The sequence below is a fragment of the Okeania sp. SIO1H4 genome, assembly GCF_010672695.1.
Classification (GTDB): Bacteria; Cyanobacteriota; Cyanobacteriia; order Cyanobacteriales; family Microcoleaceae; genus Okeania; species Okeania hirsuta.
In genome coordinates this window covers 14,787-32,158 of sequence record NZ_JAAHGB010000010.1, presented here as the reverse complement: position 1 = coordinate 32,158, position 17,372 = coordinate 14,787, and the positions used below count along the sequence as shown (strand labels likewise).

The 17,372-nt window shown below is 36.0% G+C and carries 12 protein-coding genes; 5 read left to right on the top strand and 7 right to left on the bottom strand.

Features of this window, described 5'->3' with window-relative positions:
- Positions 1–10: 10 nt before the first annotated feature.
- The 3 genes from F6K06_RS10600 to cysC all read right to left on the bottom strand — a co-directional run bounded on the left by F6K06_RS10600 (position 11) and on the right by cysC (position 3,038).
- Entirely contained in the window at positions 11–148 is a 138-nt protein-coding gene (locus F6K06_RS10600) for a hypothetical protein (RefSeq protein WP_287240717.1), read from the bottom strand.
- Positions 149–828: 680 nt separating this feature from the next.
- Positions 829–2,484, bottom strand: coding sequence for a polysaccharide biosynthesis/export family protein (locus F6K06_RS10595; protein ID WP_287308927.1), 1,656 nt, complete (start codon positions 2,482–2,484; stop codon positions 829–831).
- A gap of 26 nt (positions 2,485–2,510) precedes the next feature.
- Positions 2,511–3,038 (bottom strand): adenylyl-sulfate kinase, encoded by a 528-nt coding sequence (gene cysC / locus F6K06_RS10590; RefSeq protein WP_124145934.1) that lies wholly within the window; start codon positions 3,036–3,038, stop codon positions 2,511–2,513.
- A 458-nt stretch (positions 3,039–3,496) separates the two neighbouring features.
- On the opposite strand from cysC, the gene F6K06_RS10585 reads away from it, so the two are divergent.
- Positions 3,497–3,748 (top strand): hypothetical protein, encoded by a 252-nt coding sequence (locus F6K06_RS10585; protein ID WP_124145935.1) that lies wholly within the window; start codon positions 3,497–3,499, stop codon positions 3,746–3,748.
- 550 nt (positions 3,749–4,298) lie between these two features.
- Positions 4,299–5,198: a heterocyst differentiation master regulator HetR gene (gene hetR, locus F6K06_RS10580; RefSeq protein WP_124145936.1), complete on the top strand. Its 900-nt coding sequence runs from the start codon at positions 4,299–4,301 to the stop codon at positions 5,196–5,198.
- Positions 5,199–5,919: 721 nt separating this feature from the next.
- On the opposite strand, the gene F6K06_RS10575 is transcribed toward hetR, so the two are convergent.
- Together F6K06_RS10575 and F6K06_RS10570 are read right to left on the bottom strand one after the other, a co-directional pair.
- The gene (locus F6K06_RS10575) at positions 5,920–6,201 is read right to left on the bottom strand and encodes a hypothetical protein (RefSeq protein ID WP_153183491.1); all 282 of its coding nucleotides are present in this window, start codon (positions 6,199–6,201) and stop codon (positions 5,920–5,922) included.
- Between the two features lie 585 nt (positions 6,202–6,786).
- Positions 6,787–8,577: an ABC transporter substrate-binding protein gene (locus tag F6K06_RS10570; protein WP_124145938.1), complete on the bottom strand. Its 1,791-nt coding sequence runs from the start codon at positions 8,575–8,577 to the stop codon at positions 6,787–6,789.
- A gap of 465 nt (positions 8,578–9,042) precedes the next feature.
- On the opposite strand from F6K06_RS10570, the gene F6K06_RS10565 reads away from it, so the two are divergent.
- Entirely contained in the window at positions 9,043–9,522 is a 480-nt protein-coding gene (locus F6K06_RS10565) for a flavin reductase family protein (RefSeq protein ID WP_124145939.1), read from the top strand.
- A 496-nt stretch (positions 9,523–10,018) separates the two neighbouring features.
- Complete coding sequence (locus tag F6K06_RS10560; protein WP_124155059.1) at positions 10,019–10,375, top strand: phenylpyruvate tautomerase MIF-related protein; 357 nt, start codon at positions 10,019–10,021, stop codon at positions 10,373–10,375.
- Between the two features lie 1,093 nt (positions 10,376–11,468).
- Here the strand turns inward: F6K06_RS10560 and F6K06_RS10555 are convergent.
- Positions 11,469–12,539 carry a Gfo/Idh/MocA family protein gene (locus F6K06_RS10555; protein ID WP_124145941.1) on the bottom strand — a complete coding sequence of 357 codons (1,071 nt, stop codon included), beginning with the start codon at positions 12,537–12,539 and terminating at the stop codon, positions 11,469–11,471.
- A 1,575-nt stretch (positions 12,540–14,114) separates the two neighbouring features.
- Between F6K06_RS10555 and proB the strand changes: the two genes are divergently transcribed.
- Positions 14,115–15,224 carry a glutamate 5-kinase gene (proB, locus tag F6K06_RS10550; protein ID WP_124145942.1) on the top strand — a complete coding sequence of 370 codons (1,110 nt, stop codon included), beginning with the start codon at positions 14,115–14,117 and terminating at the stop codon, positions 15,222–15,224.
- A gap of 647 nt (positions 15,225–15,871) precedes the next feature.
- Here the strand turns inward: proB and F6K06_RS10545 are convergent.
- Positions 15,872–16,999: a helix-turn-helix transcriptional regulator gene (locus F6K06_RS10545; protein ID WP_124145943.1), complete on the bottom strand. Its 1,128-nt coding sequence runs from the start codon at positions 16,997–16,999 to the stop codon at positions 15,872–15,874.
- Between the last annotated feature and the right edge of the window lie 373 nt (positions 17,000–17,372).

Sequence of the window (17,372 nt, the reverse complement as noted above, 5' to 3'; positions counted from 1 at the left end):
ATTTGTTATATTATGTCCGGATAATTAGTGATAAAAAAATTTTCTCTTTTTTCTTGCTTCTTCCTTCTTTCTTCCCTCCTGACTCCTGAGTTCCCCTCCTGGGAGGGGGAGGGGCGAGGGGTGGGTTGACTCCTGACTCCTCTGTCATTTATTTATAACTATTCAACCGGACATGATATTACCTCTTGCCTTTCCCCAAATTGGGATATATTGCCTAAATGTTTAACAAATTTTCAACAGCTTAATAGACATTTCTAAAATTACATAAAGCTTTGAGCAAACCCCTGTATAACCATTTAATAGAACATCCCTACATTCTTTTTCAGAAATGTCTATCTAATCAATAGAGCTTAAGCAAAATAATGTATTTTTATCATTACTTAGGGATAATAAAACAATCTCAAGCAAATTTTTTTTGTTGCTAAGAGATGATTTGTAAAATTAGCTAAAACCCTTATTTAATCCAACTCTCAGGGATTTAGGTCTTATTGGGGTCTAACTCTCAAAACCCTTGTATTGCAAGGAATCCAGCCTCTTTATATTCACTTTATAAATCAGCTCTAATGTACAGATCCCTATCAATATATATAGAAAATATTGACTTGGTTAGGACATAGAATGATAATCAGTTAAATATGAGGAAAAGTTTTTCCCACTGTTGCTAGTTGCCTGTTGCCTGCTATATATGGAGCTACTGATATGTTAGTGGAAGGAAAGGGCACGAACATATCAAAAGCTTAGACAACACAAAATTTTTCCTTCTTTTTTATTGCTTCTTTTTTATTGCTTCTTTTTTATTGCTTCTTCCTTCTTTTTTTTCCTACAAACTTAATTAAAAATATCTAAAAATATCCCTAAAATTCTATTAATAGGACTGAAAGGAGCTAAAACACCTCTAACATTATCAGTCAAAGCTGCCCTACCAGAACGACCAACTAAAATTACATCATTATTAAGTAAAGTAGGGTTAGTTTCTTCATTAACTTTTGCAGAAAAATCTACCTGTACCTGACGACGAGTAACCGTACCATTCGGGTTGAGGCGAATAAGCTCCACTTCTTCAGTTTCAGCTCTTCCCTGGTTAAAACCCCCTGCCGCTAATAAAGCTTGATTAAGCGTACTATTAGGAACCATAGAAATTATCCCAGGATTAACAACTTCTCCAATAAGATTAATTTTTAGATTGCCAGGAGAAAAACTTGATGCGGTAACTTCAGCTAATTCATCCAAGTTAACTTCATCTGCTACTGGCACATAAATTGTATCTCCTGACTCTAAAACTAGGTCTTGGTTTAAATCTCCATTTTGCAGAAGTTGCCAAAGGTCTACTTTTATAACTTGTTCTGTACCAGCACGAGTTAGTCGGCGTACCATTATTTGCCGAATATCTGCAGATGGAGTAATACCTCCTGCCATTTTAATCGCTTTAGTGACAGTATGCAAATTAGTATTTTGAGAAGATGAAATATTGTTATCTGCTTCGGTAGAATCTGAGTTTTCTTCTGTAGCTGAAAGTTGACTTTGGTCAATACCTGTTTCTAATATATATGGACCAGGCCGTGCCACCTCTCCCACCACTGCAATATTGAGAGGTTGAGTATTAGTACCAGCAAAGTTAGCATTTACTAATTGAGAAGACTCTACTGGATTAACTTCAGTAATACTAGGGACAAATAAAGTATCCCCATCCCGCAGAGGAATATCTTGACGCAAGTTACCATCTTGCAGTAGTTCCCATAAGTTAATACTGATGACTTGCTCTGGAGCATTGAGTTGGGTGCGACGAATTTTGATTTGCCTGACATCTGCTGAAGTTGTCACTCCACCTGCTACCTGTAATGCTTTAGTCACTGTAGGTAATTGAGTTCCACTTTGAGTATCCTCCCCTCCATCGACAATGGGAGAAATAGTATATGAACCTGGATGTTGGACTTCTCCAGCGATCGCTATTTTCAATGGACGTGCTGCTAGGAGATTGAGATTAACTATAGATATTTGTAGATATTCGCTGTATTTTTCTTGAATTAATTCTTTTGCTTCATCTAAAGTCTTTCCCTCAACCAATACATTACCTACCAATGGCAAGTTAAGAGTCCCATCAATTTGCACTTGATGTTGGCCATTTTTCCCACTATATTCTGGTATATTAAAGATATCTATTTGAATGCGATCGCCGCCGCCCAGTGTATATGCTGTTGAGTCTGGTAAAGGAGTTTCTGGTTCAGGAATAGATATTGGTTCTGGTGCTGGAGGAAGCAGTGGTGGTTTTGCTTCCGTACCTTCAGGCCAAGATTCTGTGAGTTTTGGTAAAGTTGAGTTTGCTGGTGCTTTCTGAAATTTTTGAGAGAGGGGTTGAGCTTGTGCAGAATATGCCAATCCCCAGCAACTGGATAATAAAACTATTATTCCATAACTTAGATTTTTGGACAAAGATATGATTAGCAAAATGTCATCTTCCCAGTATCTAGATTTATTTTGCCTCATTGCTGAATCCCTCCCTATTCTTTAGATTACGCTAAATGACCTGATTTTTCTAAACTATTAATTATATGAGCCACACTTTCTTCTAATGTTTCTTTATCTGTGTGGCAAGTAATTTCTGGATTTTCTGGTGCCTCGTAAGGGTCGTCAATACCAGTAAAATTTTTAATTTCTCCTGCCCTAGCTTTGGCATATAATCCTTTTACATCCCGTGTTTCACATACTGCTAAAGGTGCGTTTATATAAACTTCTATAAAATTTTCATCCATTTCCCTAATTTGATTGCGTATTTCTCTGTAGGGACTAATTGCTGCGGTAATTGCTACTACTCCGTTACGACTGAGGAGATGAGCTACAAATCCAATTCTCCGGACATTTATATCTCGGTCTTCTTTGCTAAAAGTTAACCCTTTTGATAGATTTTCTCGAACTATATCTCCATCTAATATCTCTACTTTACGACCTCTTTCTCTTAATTTTTCTGCCACAACCTTACTGATAGTTGTTTTCCCAGCTCCACTTAAGCCTGTAAACCAAAGAATAAACCCTTTTTCCATTTTAACTTAATTTTTGTGAGTTTTGACTAATTTTACATTTTACCGGAATTTGTGAATTAGTAGTTAAGCAATACCCAATGTAACTAAATTTTTTGACAAACACAAATAAAATTTTAGGCCACCAACCTGTTAATAATTTTATTTACTGAATGAGGGCTATCTAAACCGGATAATCATGGGTAGGTAGTTGAAACATAGTTTTTGTTCTTTCATAATCTATAGAATTAATTTAGGTCTTAACTTTACATTCCCTTCTCTTCGTAAACCCACTTTAATAGCTTTTTACTCAACCCCTTTTGGGAATTTTAGTATTACTTACTCTCCACAATTATTGGCATTTTTTTAGTGTGAAAAATCGGTATAAAAGAAAATTAAATTCATAAATTATTAGTTAAATATCCTGATTGTATCTTTAATATTCGTATCAGATAATAGACACTATCACACGGATTTGACCTATGCAAAGTTATACAGCGATTATTCTTTCTTTTTTATTATTACTAGGTAATACTCCTAGTAGCAAAGCTTTAGTCATTGAAAATGAAGTGGCATTTTCTTCTATATTTTTCAGAGGATCTGCTAGAACTAAAACTCATCAAGATAATGCCAAAAAGGGAAATATACGAGCTTTTGTAAACACAATTAGTACTTCTGATTTTGATTGTGAGGTTGAAAATGACAAATGTCCTCATCGTGGTAGTGGACGCTGAAGCTTATCAAAATGTCTCTTTCTGTATTAAGTTTTAATTCTTAATTACATCTTTGTTAAAGTTACTTAAGGCTTTGGTTTTACGATCTTAACTCTCTAAAAATTTGTCAAAAATTCTCTTGTTAATTAACGAGAGAATTTTATTGTTTAATATCGTAGTAAGCTATGGGGTATTTAAACTATATAACTTCAGACCTTTAAGTGTTAACAGAGAACATCAAATCTCAATGCATTATTAACCTTAGTAACCATTGATACTACTGCTATTTAAGTGTTATCTATAGTACTTTTGTATGTTATATTGATATAAATATGCATGTCAGTCAAAAGTACACAGGGTGTAAAAATCTACTAAGATAACAATCTATTCGCACACTTAATTTGCGTGCCTGCTCTTACGCCAAATGCAAAAAGTCTCAAAGAAATATACTTGCTTGGTGCAAGAGTTATATTTGGCTGAATTTCTATTATTGAATTATCATCATAGTCAGCATATTTTTAATAGAGGATGATACTATGCCTCTTAAGTTTTTGTTATTTTGGGGATTGTCATGAAAAATGATACCGATCTGATTAATAGCCTTAGCCCCAGTGCTATGGATCAGATTATGTTATATTTAGCATTTAGTGCCATGAGGACGAGTGGGCATCGTCATGGAGCTTTCTTGGATGCAGCTGCAACTGCGGCTAAATGTGCGATTTATATGACCTATATTGAACAAGGTAAAAATCTGCGCATGACAGGACATCTGCATCACATAGAACCTAAACGGGTTAAAGTAATTGTGCAAGAAGTAGAAGAAGCGCTCACTAAAGGTAAACTACTAAAAATGTTGGGTTCTCAAGAACCTCGCTATTTGATTCAGTTTCCCTATGTGTGGCTCGAACAATATCCTTGGAATCCTGGGCAATCAAGGGTTCCTGGTAAAAATCTTACTACTGAGGAAAAGCGATATACTGAAACTAAACTCCCCCCAAATATGCCTGATGCCAAATTGATTAATTCTTTTCAGTTTATGGAGTTAATTGAGTTTTTACACAGGCGGTCTCAGGAAGATTTACCACCAGAACGCCGAATGCCTCTAAGTGAAGCTTTAGCAGAACATATTAAACGTCGCTTGATTTATTCTGGTACGGTAACTAAGATAGATTCTCCTTGGGGAATGCCTTTTTATGCCCTCACTCGCTGTTCTTATTCTCCAGAAGATGAGGAGGAACGCACTTATATCATGGTCGAAGAGACAGCTCGTTATTTCCGTCTGATGAAGGATTGGGCAGAACAAAACAACAAGGTAATGCGTATTTTGGAGGAGTTTGATATTTCTCCAGACCGCTATGAGCAAGCTAAAGAAGAGTTAGACGAAATCATTAGACATTGGGCCGATCGCTATCATCAACCAGACGGAAAACAAATGGTAGTACAGATGGTTTTTGGACCCAAGGATGATTAGTCTAATTACTTGTAAATTCCGATCATTGAGGAGTTAGAAGTTTTCTAGCTCCTGATTTAATTTAATTTTAAAGTGAAGGTTGGTAATTTGTAATTTGTAATTAGCAAACTTCTCAAATAGCTTCACTGTAAAATTATTCAGATAAATTTTCATTACTTAGCAAAATTTTCTATAGTCTCCTTCAGCATATTCTAGTAAATCTTCCCTAGTCATCCTACTAACTTTCCGCAAATCAATACTTTTTCCACTCCTAAAAATTATTGTCGCTCTTGTTCCTATAATTTTTCTTGAATATCAACCACTAGATAATTCCGTTTATCTTTTCCCCAGTGAATTTCAGCTTCATTCTTTCACTTTTAAATATTTGATTTTCCATCCATTTATCATCCCATTGGTAAGGATGCCAATAGTCTTTAACTAGCTATCAGCATTTTAGCACTAAGCTTTCAGCACGCTAAAAGCTTGAGTTTACAGCAGCTTTGGAGTTAGTGAGGTACAAAGTTTGATCGCTTTAGTAAATAGAAATCTCCAGAAAAGGTTCTTAAACCTTTATAGTACTGTTCCAAAATCGGTATTTTTGGAGAGGTCTAATAGGGAAGATAGATTTAGTCTTCAATTGTACCTCACAATCCTCAAAAGTGCTGTAAATCCCCGACTTCTATAAGTCGTTTAATTTTACAGAGGGGTTGTCCCTTCTAAAAAGCTGACTACTAAATGCCAATCAGCTGTTTGCGCAGCATTCTGTCAGGAAACGCTTTTTAAGTGCTTTAATTAAAAAATTATTTGGTGTATGAAAATATTCTCCATTATTTTGTTTCCAATACCAATAAGAGATCGTAGTCCTCAAAGCATCTTCCAAATCTTGAGAACAGTAATAAATTGCTTCTTCTACTTCTGAATTTAAAAAATATACACCTATGTTAGTCAAAGCAGAAGCATACTTTTTAATTATTTCTTGGATACCTTCATCTAAATTGCAAATAAAGCAAAATTTTGCCTCCATTTTATAAACAAGATAATTAATTTGCACAACTAAAAGGGCAGATTTTAAGTATTATTTTCCCCTCTTAATTGGCATCCAATTATTTGATATTATTTTGTACTTTTTCTTTTGGGTTTAATATCAAATCCGATAGCATCGGTGCTATTCAGTGTTAAAGATATGTAGGGGTGAACGGCCGTTCACCCCTACTCCCCTACTCAATAAAATGTAGAAAAATTTTTGATAAATGGTATATTAATTCCGGTCTAGACGGTGTTGACAATTAGTTGAGGTTTGTAGACAAGAAGTGGCTTGTCGAAGACTATCCCCATCCACTTTTTTCTTCTTCCTTCTTCCTTCTTCCTTCTTCCTTCTTCCTTTTTTCTTCCTTATTCAAGACTTAATTAGGGTTTGCTGAAAAAGTCTTTTTTAAGGAGTAGGGGAGCGGGGGAGTAGGGGAGTAGGGGAGTAATTTTTGGGCTACTATCCTGCCCAAAATGCTGAATTTTTGAGCATAAAGAGCTAAAAACTAGGTACTTTTTCCAGAGCTAAAAAGGCTAAAACCTTTATCTATAAATGCTTTGATATTTAATCAGCAAGCCCTAATTACTCATTCTCAGGTGATGGAGAAACTTCTACTTCTTGCTCATTTATTGGTGAAGAAATAGACTCTCCATCCTGTTGACTTTCTTCTGTCATAACTGGCTGTTCTGATTCTTCTTTTTCCGAACTTACAGGAGACTCAACTGCTTCTTTTTCTTCTACAGTATTAGACAATTTTACATCATTAAATAAAGGTCGATTAAAAGCACCTATCTTAAAACCTTCAACATCTGAACTACTAACATAATTCCACATCCAACCAGGACTATAAAGTGGCATCATCACTGCATTTTTCAACAAATATTTCTGAACTTCTATAACTTTTTCTTGTCGTTCTTCTAAATTAGTTGTAGTTCGCATTTCTGTTAGTAATGTATCCAGTTCATCACTGTGATAACCCCCCATCCAACCAGGAGAATGCCACAATGTATAAAGAAAATCTGGGTCATACCAAGACCACCCCATCATATCAATAACACCATTACCTTCTGTTTGACTATTTTCCTGTTTTATTCTGGCATTAAGAGTACCAATATCCATTGTTTCTAACTTAGTTTTGATTCCCACTTCTTCTAGTTGAGTTTGAAAGTTTTCTATTACTTTTTGACGGTTACCTCCTTTCCAGGTTAAAAGAGTTATTTCTAATGGTTGATCCTCACTATAACCAAGTTCCTCTAATAAAATTTTTGCTTCTTCTGGATTTGGTTTAATACTAAACTCGGAACAAAGTTTTTCATCACTAGGAAACATCACATCTGCGATCGCGCATTCGGAAGGTTTAATTAAACCTGCAAATACTTCCTCCGTTGCTTTTTTGGGATCTATGGCATAAGTTACTGCTTGTCTTGCTCTATCATCATCAAAGGGAGGTCGGGAAGTAACAAACTCTAAAAATACTATTTGACCAGTATTTTCAGCAGTATGAAGTTTGAATTTTGAGTCTTCCTTGAGAGCAGAAATTTCTTCTAGTGGGGGTTCAGTTAAATGAATTTCTCCAGACTTGAGTGCTGCTAAACGTGCTTCCCTTTCTGGCATAGTTTTAATTATCAATTTTTTGATGTAGGGAGTACCAGAGTTTTCTACTTGTCGCCCATAATTTTTGTAGTCTGGGTTGGCCTCTAGTACAAGTTGTTCCCCTTGAGTCCACTCAGTAAATTTGAATGGACCTGTACCTATTGCTCCTTCTATGCCAAATTTGTTGTTATAGGTTTGAATGGCAGAAGGACATATCATGCTGGAGTAAGGATCGGCGAGAAAGCGGAGAAAGGGGCTAAAAGCTTGAGACATTTTGACTGTAACTGTGAGGTCGTCTACAACTTCGACAGTTTCTATCGGTCCCCAACTGTCTTTGGTGTAGTTTTCTGTCTCAGGGTTGATCGCTCTGTCAATAGTAAATTTGACCGCTTTAGCATCAAAGATTGTGCCGTCATGGCATTTGATATTTTCGTTGAGTGTAAAGGTATATTCTTGGCCATTATTGCTGACTGACCATTCTTTGGCTAGGTTTGGTTGAATTTTACCTTGGTCATCGAAGGCCAAAAGTGTTTCGTAGATTTGATCGATTATTTGTCTAGATAAGGGTGATGTTGATTTGTGGGGATCGAGGGTGTCAGAGTCACTGTAGCGTGCCCAAACAAGGGTACCTGGTTCGGGGGTTGTTGGTGTTTCTGAGTTTCTGGTGGTTTGAGTGTTGTTGCAGGCGATCGCTAAGGTGGAAATTATTGATGCTACTGCTATGAAACGCCAAATTTTTTGATGAGTTAGTTTCTTGAAAAAATTGTTTAGGGAAAACATTATTAGAATATTAATTTTCTTTTAATTTAGCGAGCAAAATTTATAATCACATCACAAAATGTGCTGTATATTTTTTGATTTTTAGTTAAACTTTTAGACTTGACTATAGCAAGGAACGAGTTGGCATTTGACTTATGTTGATGATGAATCTTAGACAGAGAAATTCTTTTCTATTGCCTGTTACCGAAAAATTAATAATTAATAATTATTAATTAAATAATTCAGCTTACTCTGTCTCCCCTTTCAAGGGGAAAAAAGCGGTCGAGGGATGGCGAGGAGACCTCGCCATATCCAATCGACCAAGAGAAGAAATAATATTTCCTGATATTCCATTCCGTAACGGTTTTAACCAGAGGTAATTATCCATTATCCATTAATGAACTGTTCCCTGTTCCCTGTTATACAATGGGTTAAGTTTTGTTAAAATATCAAATGTAAACTTCATTAATAATATTAGGTAAAACTTTGTTAGACGAACAGGCGAAGAAAACAATATTGCGTAAGATTCCTCACGGATTATACATCTGTGGTGTTAAAGATGGTGAGGAAGTTAATGGTTTTACGGCCAGTTGGGTAATGCAAGCATCTTTTGCGCCTCCCTTAGTTGTTAATTGTGTAAACAAAGATTCTATATCCCATGCCATGATTAAGGCTAGTGGGGTATTTTCTCTGAGCTTTTTAGCCGCAGAACAAAAAGATTTAGCTCAACAATTTTTCAAACCTCAACGTCGTGTGGGAAATAAATTTGAGGATATAGAATTTTATCTGGGAGAAACTGGATGTCCAATTATTTCAGATACTCTTGGTTATGTGGAATGTAAAGTTGTTGGTGCTGTAGAAGAGGGCGACCATACTGTATATGTAGGAGAAGTAATTGCTGCAGGTGTACATCGTGAGGGAGACCCTCTATTGTTAGAAAGTACAGGTTGGAATTATGGTGGTTAATAATATATAGTAATTTCCATGTTGGTGAGGTGCAAAATTTGTTTTTTTTAGGGAGTAGGGAGTAGGGAATAAGAACATAACAAAAACTACTCTACCTCAGTAGCTTAAGAAACACTATATATTAATTGGCACTCAGCGATCGGCTTTTTGATGTTTATGAGTGCTATATAGATATAGTTTTGATAAATAGCTCTTTAGCTCATATCTACTAGATTAAGCTATAACCATTTTTTTATTGTTAATTATTGCTTTGCCGATTAAATCTAAAAGCATTGACATATAAAGACAAGAGCCTTTTTGGTATCGAAAAAAGTGCAAATTTTTCAGCTCTTCATGCTCAAAAATTTGATATTTTAGGCGCATAGTTGGGCAGAAAAATCATTCTTACAATTCTTACTCCTACCTCCTCTAAATCCTCCTGTCTCCTGTATTCTGTATCCTATATCCTACCCCTACTAAAATACTTTTTCAGCAAACCCTAATTATTGATTGATTTATGCCACTAATTAAAGTTAAAACTTCTGTTTCTCAACCAGAAAAAGATAAAATTGACATCCTCTTAAAAAACCTTTCCTCTGGTATGGCGAAGCATTTTGGTAAATCAGAATCTTATGTAATGACTACTTTTGAATCAGATATTCCCATGACTTTTGGTGGTAGTAGTGATGAACCTGTCTGCTACATGGAAATTAAGAGTATTGGTAATATGAATCCTCAGCAAACAAAAGGGATAAGTCAAGATTTTTGTCAACAAATTAATCAGGCTTTAGGCGTACCAAAAAATCGAATTTATATAGAATTTTCTGATGCTAAAGGTTCGATGTGGGGCTGGAATAGTTCCACATTTGGTTGAGTTTTCTACCTTTTTTAAGAGAATTATATAGGGTAGTTTTAACTAATAATTTAGTCACTCTAAATTATTAATAACTATTGTTAAAACTGCCTTTGTCAAAATATTAAAAATCCGGTTATACTTTTGTGATCAATTTTTACTACAAATATTTCAGTTATTACTAGGAGTCAGGAGTCAGGAGGAATAGTTTTTCAGCATTTATTTATATTATGTCCGCATTTCTTAGTAATCAAAAACATCATCTTCTGACTTCAACGGTAAATCTCTCCATACTCCCTGCTCCGGTGCTCCCTTATTTATAAGTATTTAACCGCACATAATATTATTGAGTTGAAACTTGATTTTTAGTCAAAGAGACATTATGGGTAAAGTCTAGAAATATAGTAATTTCAAATAAGAATGAAATACTTTTTCAGCTAAAAGTCTTTCAATGGAAGAAACGCTTGTCTCAATCTAAAATTGAAATGACTATAACTCAAATTCTGCGTAACATTATTTTTTTATCGATGGTATTAATGTCAAGAGATTTTTGAAATCAACTCAATAGGACTACAAAATAGTATTACTTTGACTAAATAGGATTGTAAAGCTTCGCCAAAATTAAAAAAATATCTATAGCACTACCCATTAAGACTAGGACAGTTAAAAAACTTCAAAACATTACAGTTAAAAGTTTTTGCTCTAGCTGATAGCTGATACTAAATCCGGTTTAGAAAGAACCGTTATAGCGCTGCGCGCAGGTAACAGCTCATTTGGAACTCATTTGGGGGAATAAAAAGCTGATAATATAAGATTTTAGCTATTGGACACTTCCTGCAATTTGTAAATATGCCAGCGCACATTGCTATATTATGAAGGTAAGGCAGTTCTGCTGAGGGCAGAATGCAGAAGGGTTAGAGAGTAAGAGCGAAAAACGGACTTTTGATAACCGGATTTGGTATGATAACTGAATGCTTATAGCTGAATGCTTATAGCTATATCTTGAATTTATTTCAGTGTAAAAATCCGCCTAAATCAATCAACAAGGCGGAGTAATTAATTCAAGAAATAATACTTATATTGAATAATTCCTCTAGGAATTTATGGAAATACTTTAACTTACTTTTAACATGGAAGTATTCAATAAATTACATTCTGAATCTTCTGAATGCCAAGCTAAACCATCAAAGGCAATTTTCTCAATCAAACTAGCTAACCGTAATGCTTTAAGAGCTTGTTCTCCTCCAACTGAAGGTTGATTTCCTCCACCCACACAATGAATAAAATGCTCTAACTCTGCATGAAGAGGTTCAATATTGCTAGTATAAACCTTTTCAATTAAACCATCCTGACGATAAAGAACCTGACCATAATCTGTCACATAATCTGCTGTTGTTTGCCGATGAATCAGAATTTCATTATTCAGAAAATCTGCTTCTGTCAAAGAATTTTTACAGTGAGCAACAATAGAACGTAATTTTTTATGTGTCACCTTACTAGCAGTTAAAGTCGCTACAATACCATTGGCAAAACCAAGAGTAGCTGTTACATAATCTAAATTTCCAGAACTAGAAACACTACTTCCACTAGCAGTTAGTTTGACAACTGGAGAAGCAACTAAATCTAGTAACAAATCAATATCATGGATCATTAAGTCCAAAACTACAGACACATCATTAGCTCGATGAGAATAAGGACTCATCCGATGAGCTTCTAAGGCCAATAAATCTTCAGTTTTTAGGACTTTAGTAAGTTCTTGAAAAGCAGGATTAAATCTTTCTATGTGACCCACTTGTAAAATTCGGTTAGCTTCAGCAGCAGTATTTACCAAAAATTCGGCCTCGGCGATACTAGCAGCAATAGGCTTTTCCATTAAGATATGGACTCCTGCTTCTAAGCAAGTCATTCCTACAGCGTAATGCTGAAGAGTGGGAACTGCTACACATACAGCATCAACATGAGGTAAAAGGTCTTTATAATCCTCAAAAAAACGAACTTGATATTTACTAGCAGTGTCGAGTCCTCTTTCCACATTAATATCTGCGACACCGACTAATTCTGTATCTTTGAGCAAATTTAGGACACGGGTATGATGCTGTCCCATATTACCAACCCCAATAACTCCTACACGAAGAGATTCTGGTTGACTATGTTTAGTAAAAACGGATGAATATACTTTAGACATTCTATTTAGCACTCCTAGATTCTCCTCCACCACACCTAATTTAGAGTAAGGTAATAGGTTTTTTGTTCAGTCTTTGCAAATTTATCTTATATTTGCTGACTGGGGCTAGTGCTATAACATTCTAAGTAGGTGGCGTTAAAAATTATTGTGATGAAAAAGTAGGTAGGGAATCTGTCCTATTGGCGACGTTCATCAATTGATAATGGATAATGGATAATTACCTCTGGTTAAAACCGTCCTTGATTGAATATCAGGAAATATTATTTCTTCTCTTGGTCGATGGTCGGCCAGCTCCGAGATCTCGCCATCCCACCCTACGGGAAGCTCCGAAGATCAACCGCTGTCTTGGTTGATTGGATATGGCGAGGGGACCTCGCCATCCCTCAACCGCTTTTTTTCCCCTTGAAAGGGGAGGCTTTTAACCAGAATTATTTAATTAATAATTATTAATTATTAATTATTCGGTAAGAGGACAGATTCCAGAAGGGAACGGCTTTGTCATTTATTTGAGTTGGTAAATTTTCTGAGGTAGTTAACAAAGTAACCAAGTCAGTAGGGGTGGTTTCTGTTCCGGAATACTTTCAGTCCGCAAATGCAAAGCAGAACCTAAATGTGTAATTAGGAGCAAGACAAACACCAAATCACCAAGTCAGTAGGGGTGGTTTCTGTTCCGGAATACTTTCAGTCCGCAAATGCAAAGCAGAACCTAAATGTGTAATTAGGAGCAAGACAAACACCAAATCACCAAGTCAGTAGGGGTGGTTTCTGTTCCGGAATACTTTCAGTCCGCAAATGCAAAGCAGAACCAAATCACCAAGTCAGTAGGGGTGGTTTCTGTTCCGGAATACTTTCAGTTCGCAAATGCAAAGTAGAACCTAAACGCGTAATTAGGAGCAAGACAAACACCAAATCACCCGCACAGAAGTTGTTTTTGTCACGGGTTCCCTTGCAGATATATCCTCTAAAGGACTGTGCTACCAGGTGCGTCTGTAACACTCCGCGGGGTCGCACCACTGTTCCCTGTATCGTGACTTTAGCAATATTTGATCTTTTCTTTTGCGGGTTTAATACCCCACCGTCAGTTGCGGTGCTTAAAATTGCTTGGGGTTATAAGACACGAAGTGGCTTGTCGTTGACTATCCATCAGCAATTTTCCCCTCAGTGCAAGATGGCAGAAATAACTAACCAGTTACAAAATCCTAAAAGCCTTACCAATCAATACTTTTGACTTTTGACTTTTGACTTGCGCGTAGCGGCACTTAGCTCCCGCAGCTCCCGCTGCCTTCTGCCTTGTTCAAGGAATTGGTATAAAAATTAGTATGTTATTAGTATGACTATTACTGTACTTGAAAAGCATACCAAAATATAAAGAAAATATTACGATTTTCCAAATTTACTAAAGCTGTATGAAATAATAGAATCTAATAAATATTAAATTGAGGCCAGCAAATATAAAGGCCTTAAATATAAAATTCTGAAAACACCAATCTCTTGTTTATTAAGGGTTTGGTGTTTTCTAATTTTGAGGTAATTTCTAAGAATCGAAGCAATCAAAAATTAGTTCAATATTTTTCGATGACAACAATAGTAATTAAAATAGGCACTTCCAGTCTGACTCGTTCTGAATCGGGAAATTTGGCCTTGTCCACAATTGCTAGCTTGATCGAGACTATTACCAATCTACGTTCTCAGGGACATCGAGTAGTTTTGGTTTCTTCTGGAGCAGTTGGTGTAGGTTGCGATCGCCTAGGACTAACTGAAAAACCTCGTAATATTGCCATGAAGCAAGCAGTAGCAGCAGTGGGTCAAGGAAGACTAATGCGAGTTTACGAAGACTTGTTTACATCTTTGCGACAAACAATGGCTCAAATATTACTGACTAGGAGCGAGCTTGCACGACGTAGTAGTTACGTCAATGCTTACAATACATTTCAACAATTGTTACGAATGGATGTAGTCCCAATTGTGAATGAAAATGACACTACTGCTGTGGAAGAACTGAAATTCGGGGACAACGATACTCTATCAGCTTTAGTTGCTGGTCTAGTAGAAGCTGATTGGTTATTTATATTAACCGACGTTGACAAGTTATATTCTGCGGACCCTAGAAATAATCCAGATGCTTTACCCATTACCTTAGTAGAGCGAATAGAACAACTCGAAGAATTTCAAGTTCAAACTGGAGATTCTGTTAGTGGACGGGGAACTGGTGGAATGATTACGAAAATTGAAGCTGCCAAAATTGCCACAGCAGCAGGAGTACGAACCGTCATTACTGATGGCCAAATTCCTGCTAATATACTAAAAATTCTGAATGGAGAATCCATTGGGACTCAGTTTGAACCTCAACCACAACCAGTAAATGCCCGCAAACATTGGATTGCCAATATTTTAGTACCTTCGGGCAAGCTGTATCTGGACATGGGTGCAGTTCAAGCAATTTCTGAATCTGGTAAATCTCTACTAGCTGCTGGTATTACTCAAGTAGAAGGAGAGTTTTATCCATCGGATGCTGTAGAACTGTGCAATGAAGAAGGTGGGGAAATAGCTAGGGGACTTGTGAACTACAGCAGTACTGAATTGCAACAAATTCTGGGTTGTCGTTCAGAAGATATACCTGATATTTTGGGCTATACAGGATCTGACACAGTAGTACATAGAGATAACCTTGTAATTAAATGTTAACAGCCTTCTCCTGACGGAGACGCTGCGCGAACGACTGGAAGTCAGTCCTCAAGAGGACCGAGTCAGTAGAATTTTTTGGCTTTGCTCATCGGATGGAAGCCTTATGGGGTATAGAACCCATTTGATAGCTATATAATTATGGTAGTCAAGTATTTTCGCACATCAATTTTGAGGAAAAATCTGAAGAAGGAGTGTTGAATTTTTTGTATTATTTCTCCCCACATCCTCCCTCTTAACCGAATAATTAAGGTAAAAATCCTCTCCTTTAAAGTAGAAACAAGCGGTCGATCTTCGGAGCTTCCCGTAGGGTGGGATGGCGATCTCCTCGCCATATCCAATCGACCAAAAGAGAAAAAATTTTCCTTTGAGTCAATCCTATGGGTTTTCAATAATAATTAATAATTAATAATTATTAATTAGGGCTGGTTGAATAAATCTCAAAGCATTTACAGGTAAAGGTTTTAGATTTTTTAGGTCTTGAAAAAGTACCTGGTTTTCAGCTCTTCATGCTCAAAAAGGAGCGTATTTTGGGCGAGAGTTGGGCAAAAAAATTCTCCCCTACTGCCCTACTCCCCTACTCCTGAAAAAAGACTTTTTCAGCAAACCCTAATTATTGAACTCCTGTCTTCTGTCTCCTGACTCCTTCTTCAAATCATTGTTTCTGGTGGAGCAACATCAGAACCAACAACTACACTACCTTTAGTAGATTTTAATCCTGGTGTTTGAGTAGTTTCTAAATGTTTATCTGAGTGAGCAACTGAATCAGGAGTGTCTAATTTATCTGGAGTGAGATTTGCTCCTGGACTTGGTTGTTGAGACATCCAACTTAGTCCACCTACTGCGCCGGCCATTAAAGCTGTATAACCTATATATAGATGAATGGGACCTATACCTAATCCAATGTCCTTATTGGAGTTAGACCAAGATGGTATTAAGCTTTGAAGTGGATCGGACATAGGTAAAGCTTCTGCTAAAGCTACTCCATCAAATCCTAAAGCGTTACCTATACGAAAGATGAATCCTCGAAGATATATATCTTCTGGTAGTTCATCTGTTTGGCCTTTTTCTATAGCTTCTAGATAATGAAGAGGTACAAAGGTTTGTTTATGAATTTGTTTCATAGATAAACAACGCATTTTTCGTGCTTTTTGTAGTTTTTCCCCTAGTTGCTGTAAATATGTATTTCTTTCTTGAACTAATAAGGCTGCTTTTTCTGCTTTTGTAAGTTTTTTTCTCCGTTTTCGTCGATTATTTTCTAGTGGTAACTCTTCTGAGGAGTTTTGGTTATTTTCTGAGAGATTAGTTTCCATATTGTGGGAATCTATGGATACTAAGGTTGACTCAGTTGTAATGTCTGATTCTACGGTAGTAGTTAGGTTAGTACTCATGTGTGTTTGAGGCTGATTTTGATGACTTTGGATTAACTGTTCCTGATTCATTTGTTGGTAATTAATACTTTTTTTCTGCTCATTCGTATGGTAAGAATGAGAGTCAATTGGGTCTGCTGAAGATGTTTTTTCTTCTGGTATTAATGTTCTAGTCAAGTTTTTTAGGCTGAGTTTTATTGCTTCTAGTCCTAACACTTTGATTTGAGCTTGGTTTTGAGCTACTGCTTCTTCTAGAGAAGTTTTTATGTCAGTCAACATTACACTATATACTTGGCTAGTATAAGTTTCAGTTTCGATATTACTCAGTAGCGATCGCCAATCATCTTGACAAATTTCTATAGGAATATGACCAGAAAAACTATAGCCAGATGTAGGTTTTAATTCCATCTTGGGGTTTGAGTTTTATATATTAATAGGAGTAATCTAAGTAATTTATTCTGGAATTTTGTGTTGATTCCGGATATAAAAAGTGCCAAGATTTAATTTTTGTTTTTTATACAAGTTTCCAAATATTTCAGTTTTTTTACTGGGAAATTTTTCTAACGAGTAACCTTTAATTTATCTATTGCGAAATAGTTTTTGCAATTTAAATTTAATAAGGTCATTAATTTTATGTAAATTTTATAGATAGATTAATTACCTACAAATTAATAATCCAGTTAAAGTATCAATAGAAAGTGCAATTCTACAAAACCATAACTGAATATACAATTTTTTTTCTCAAATAATTCTTGAATATAGTTTATAGGAGTTTTCAAAC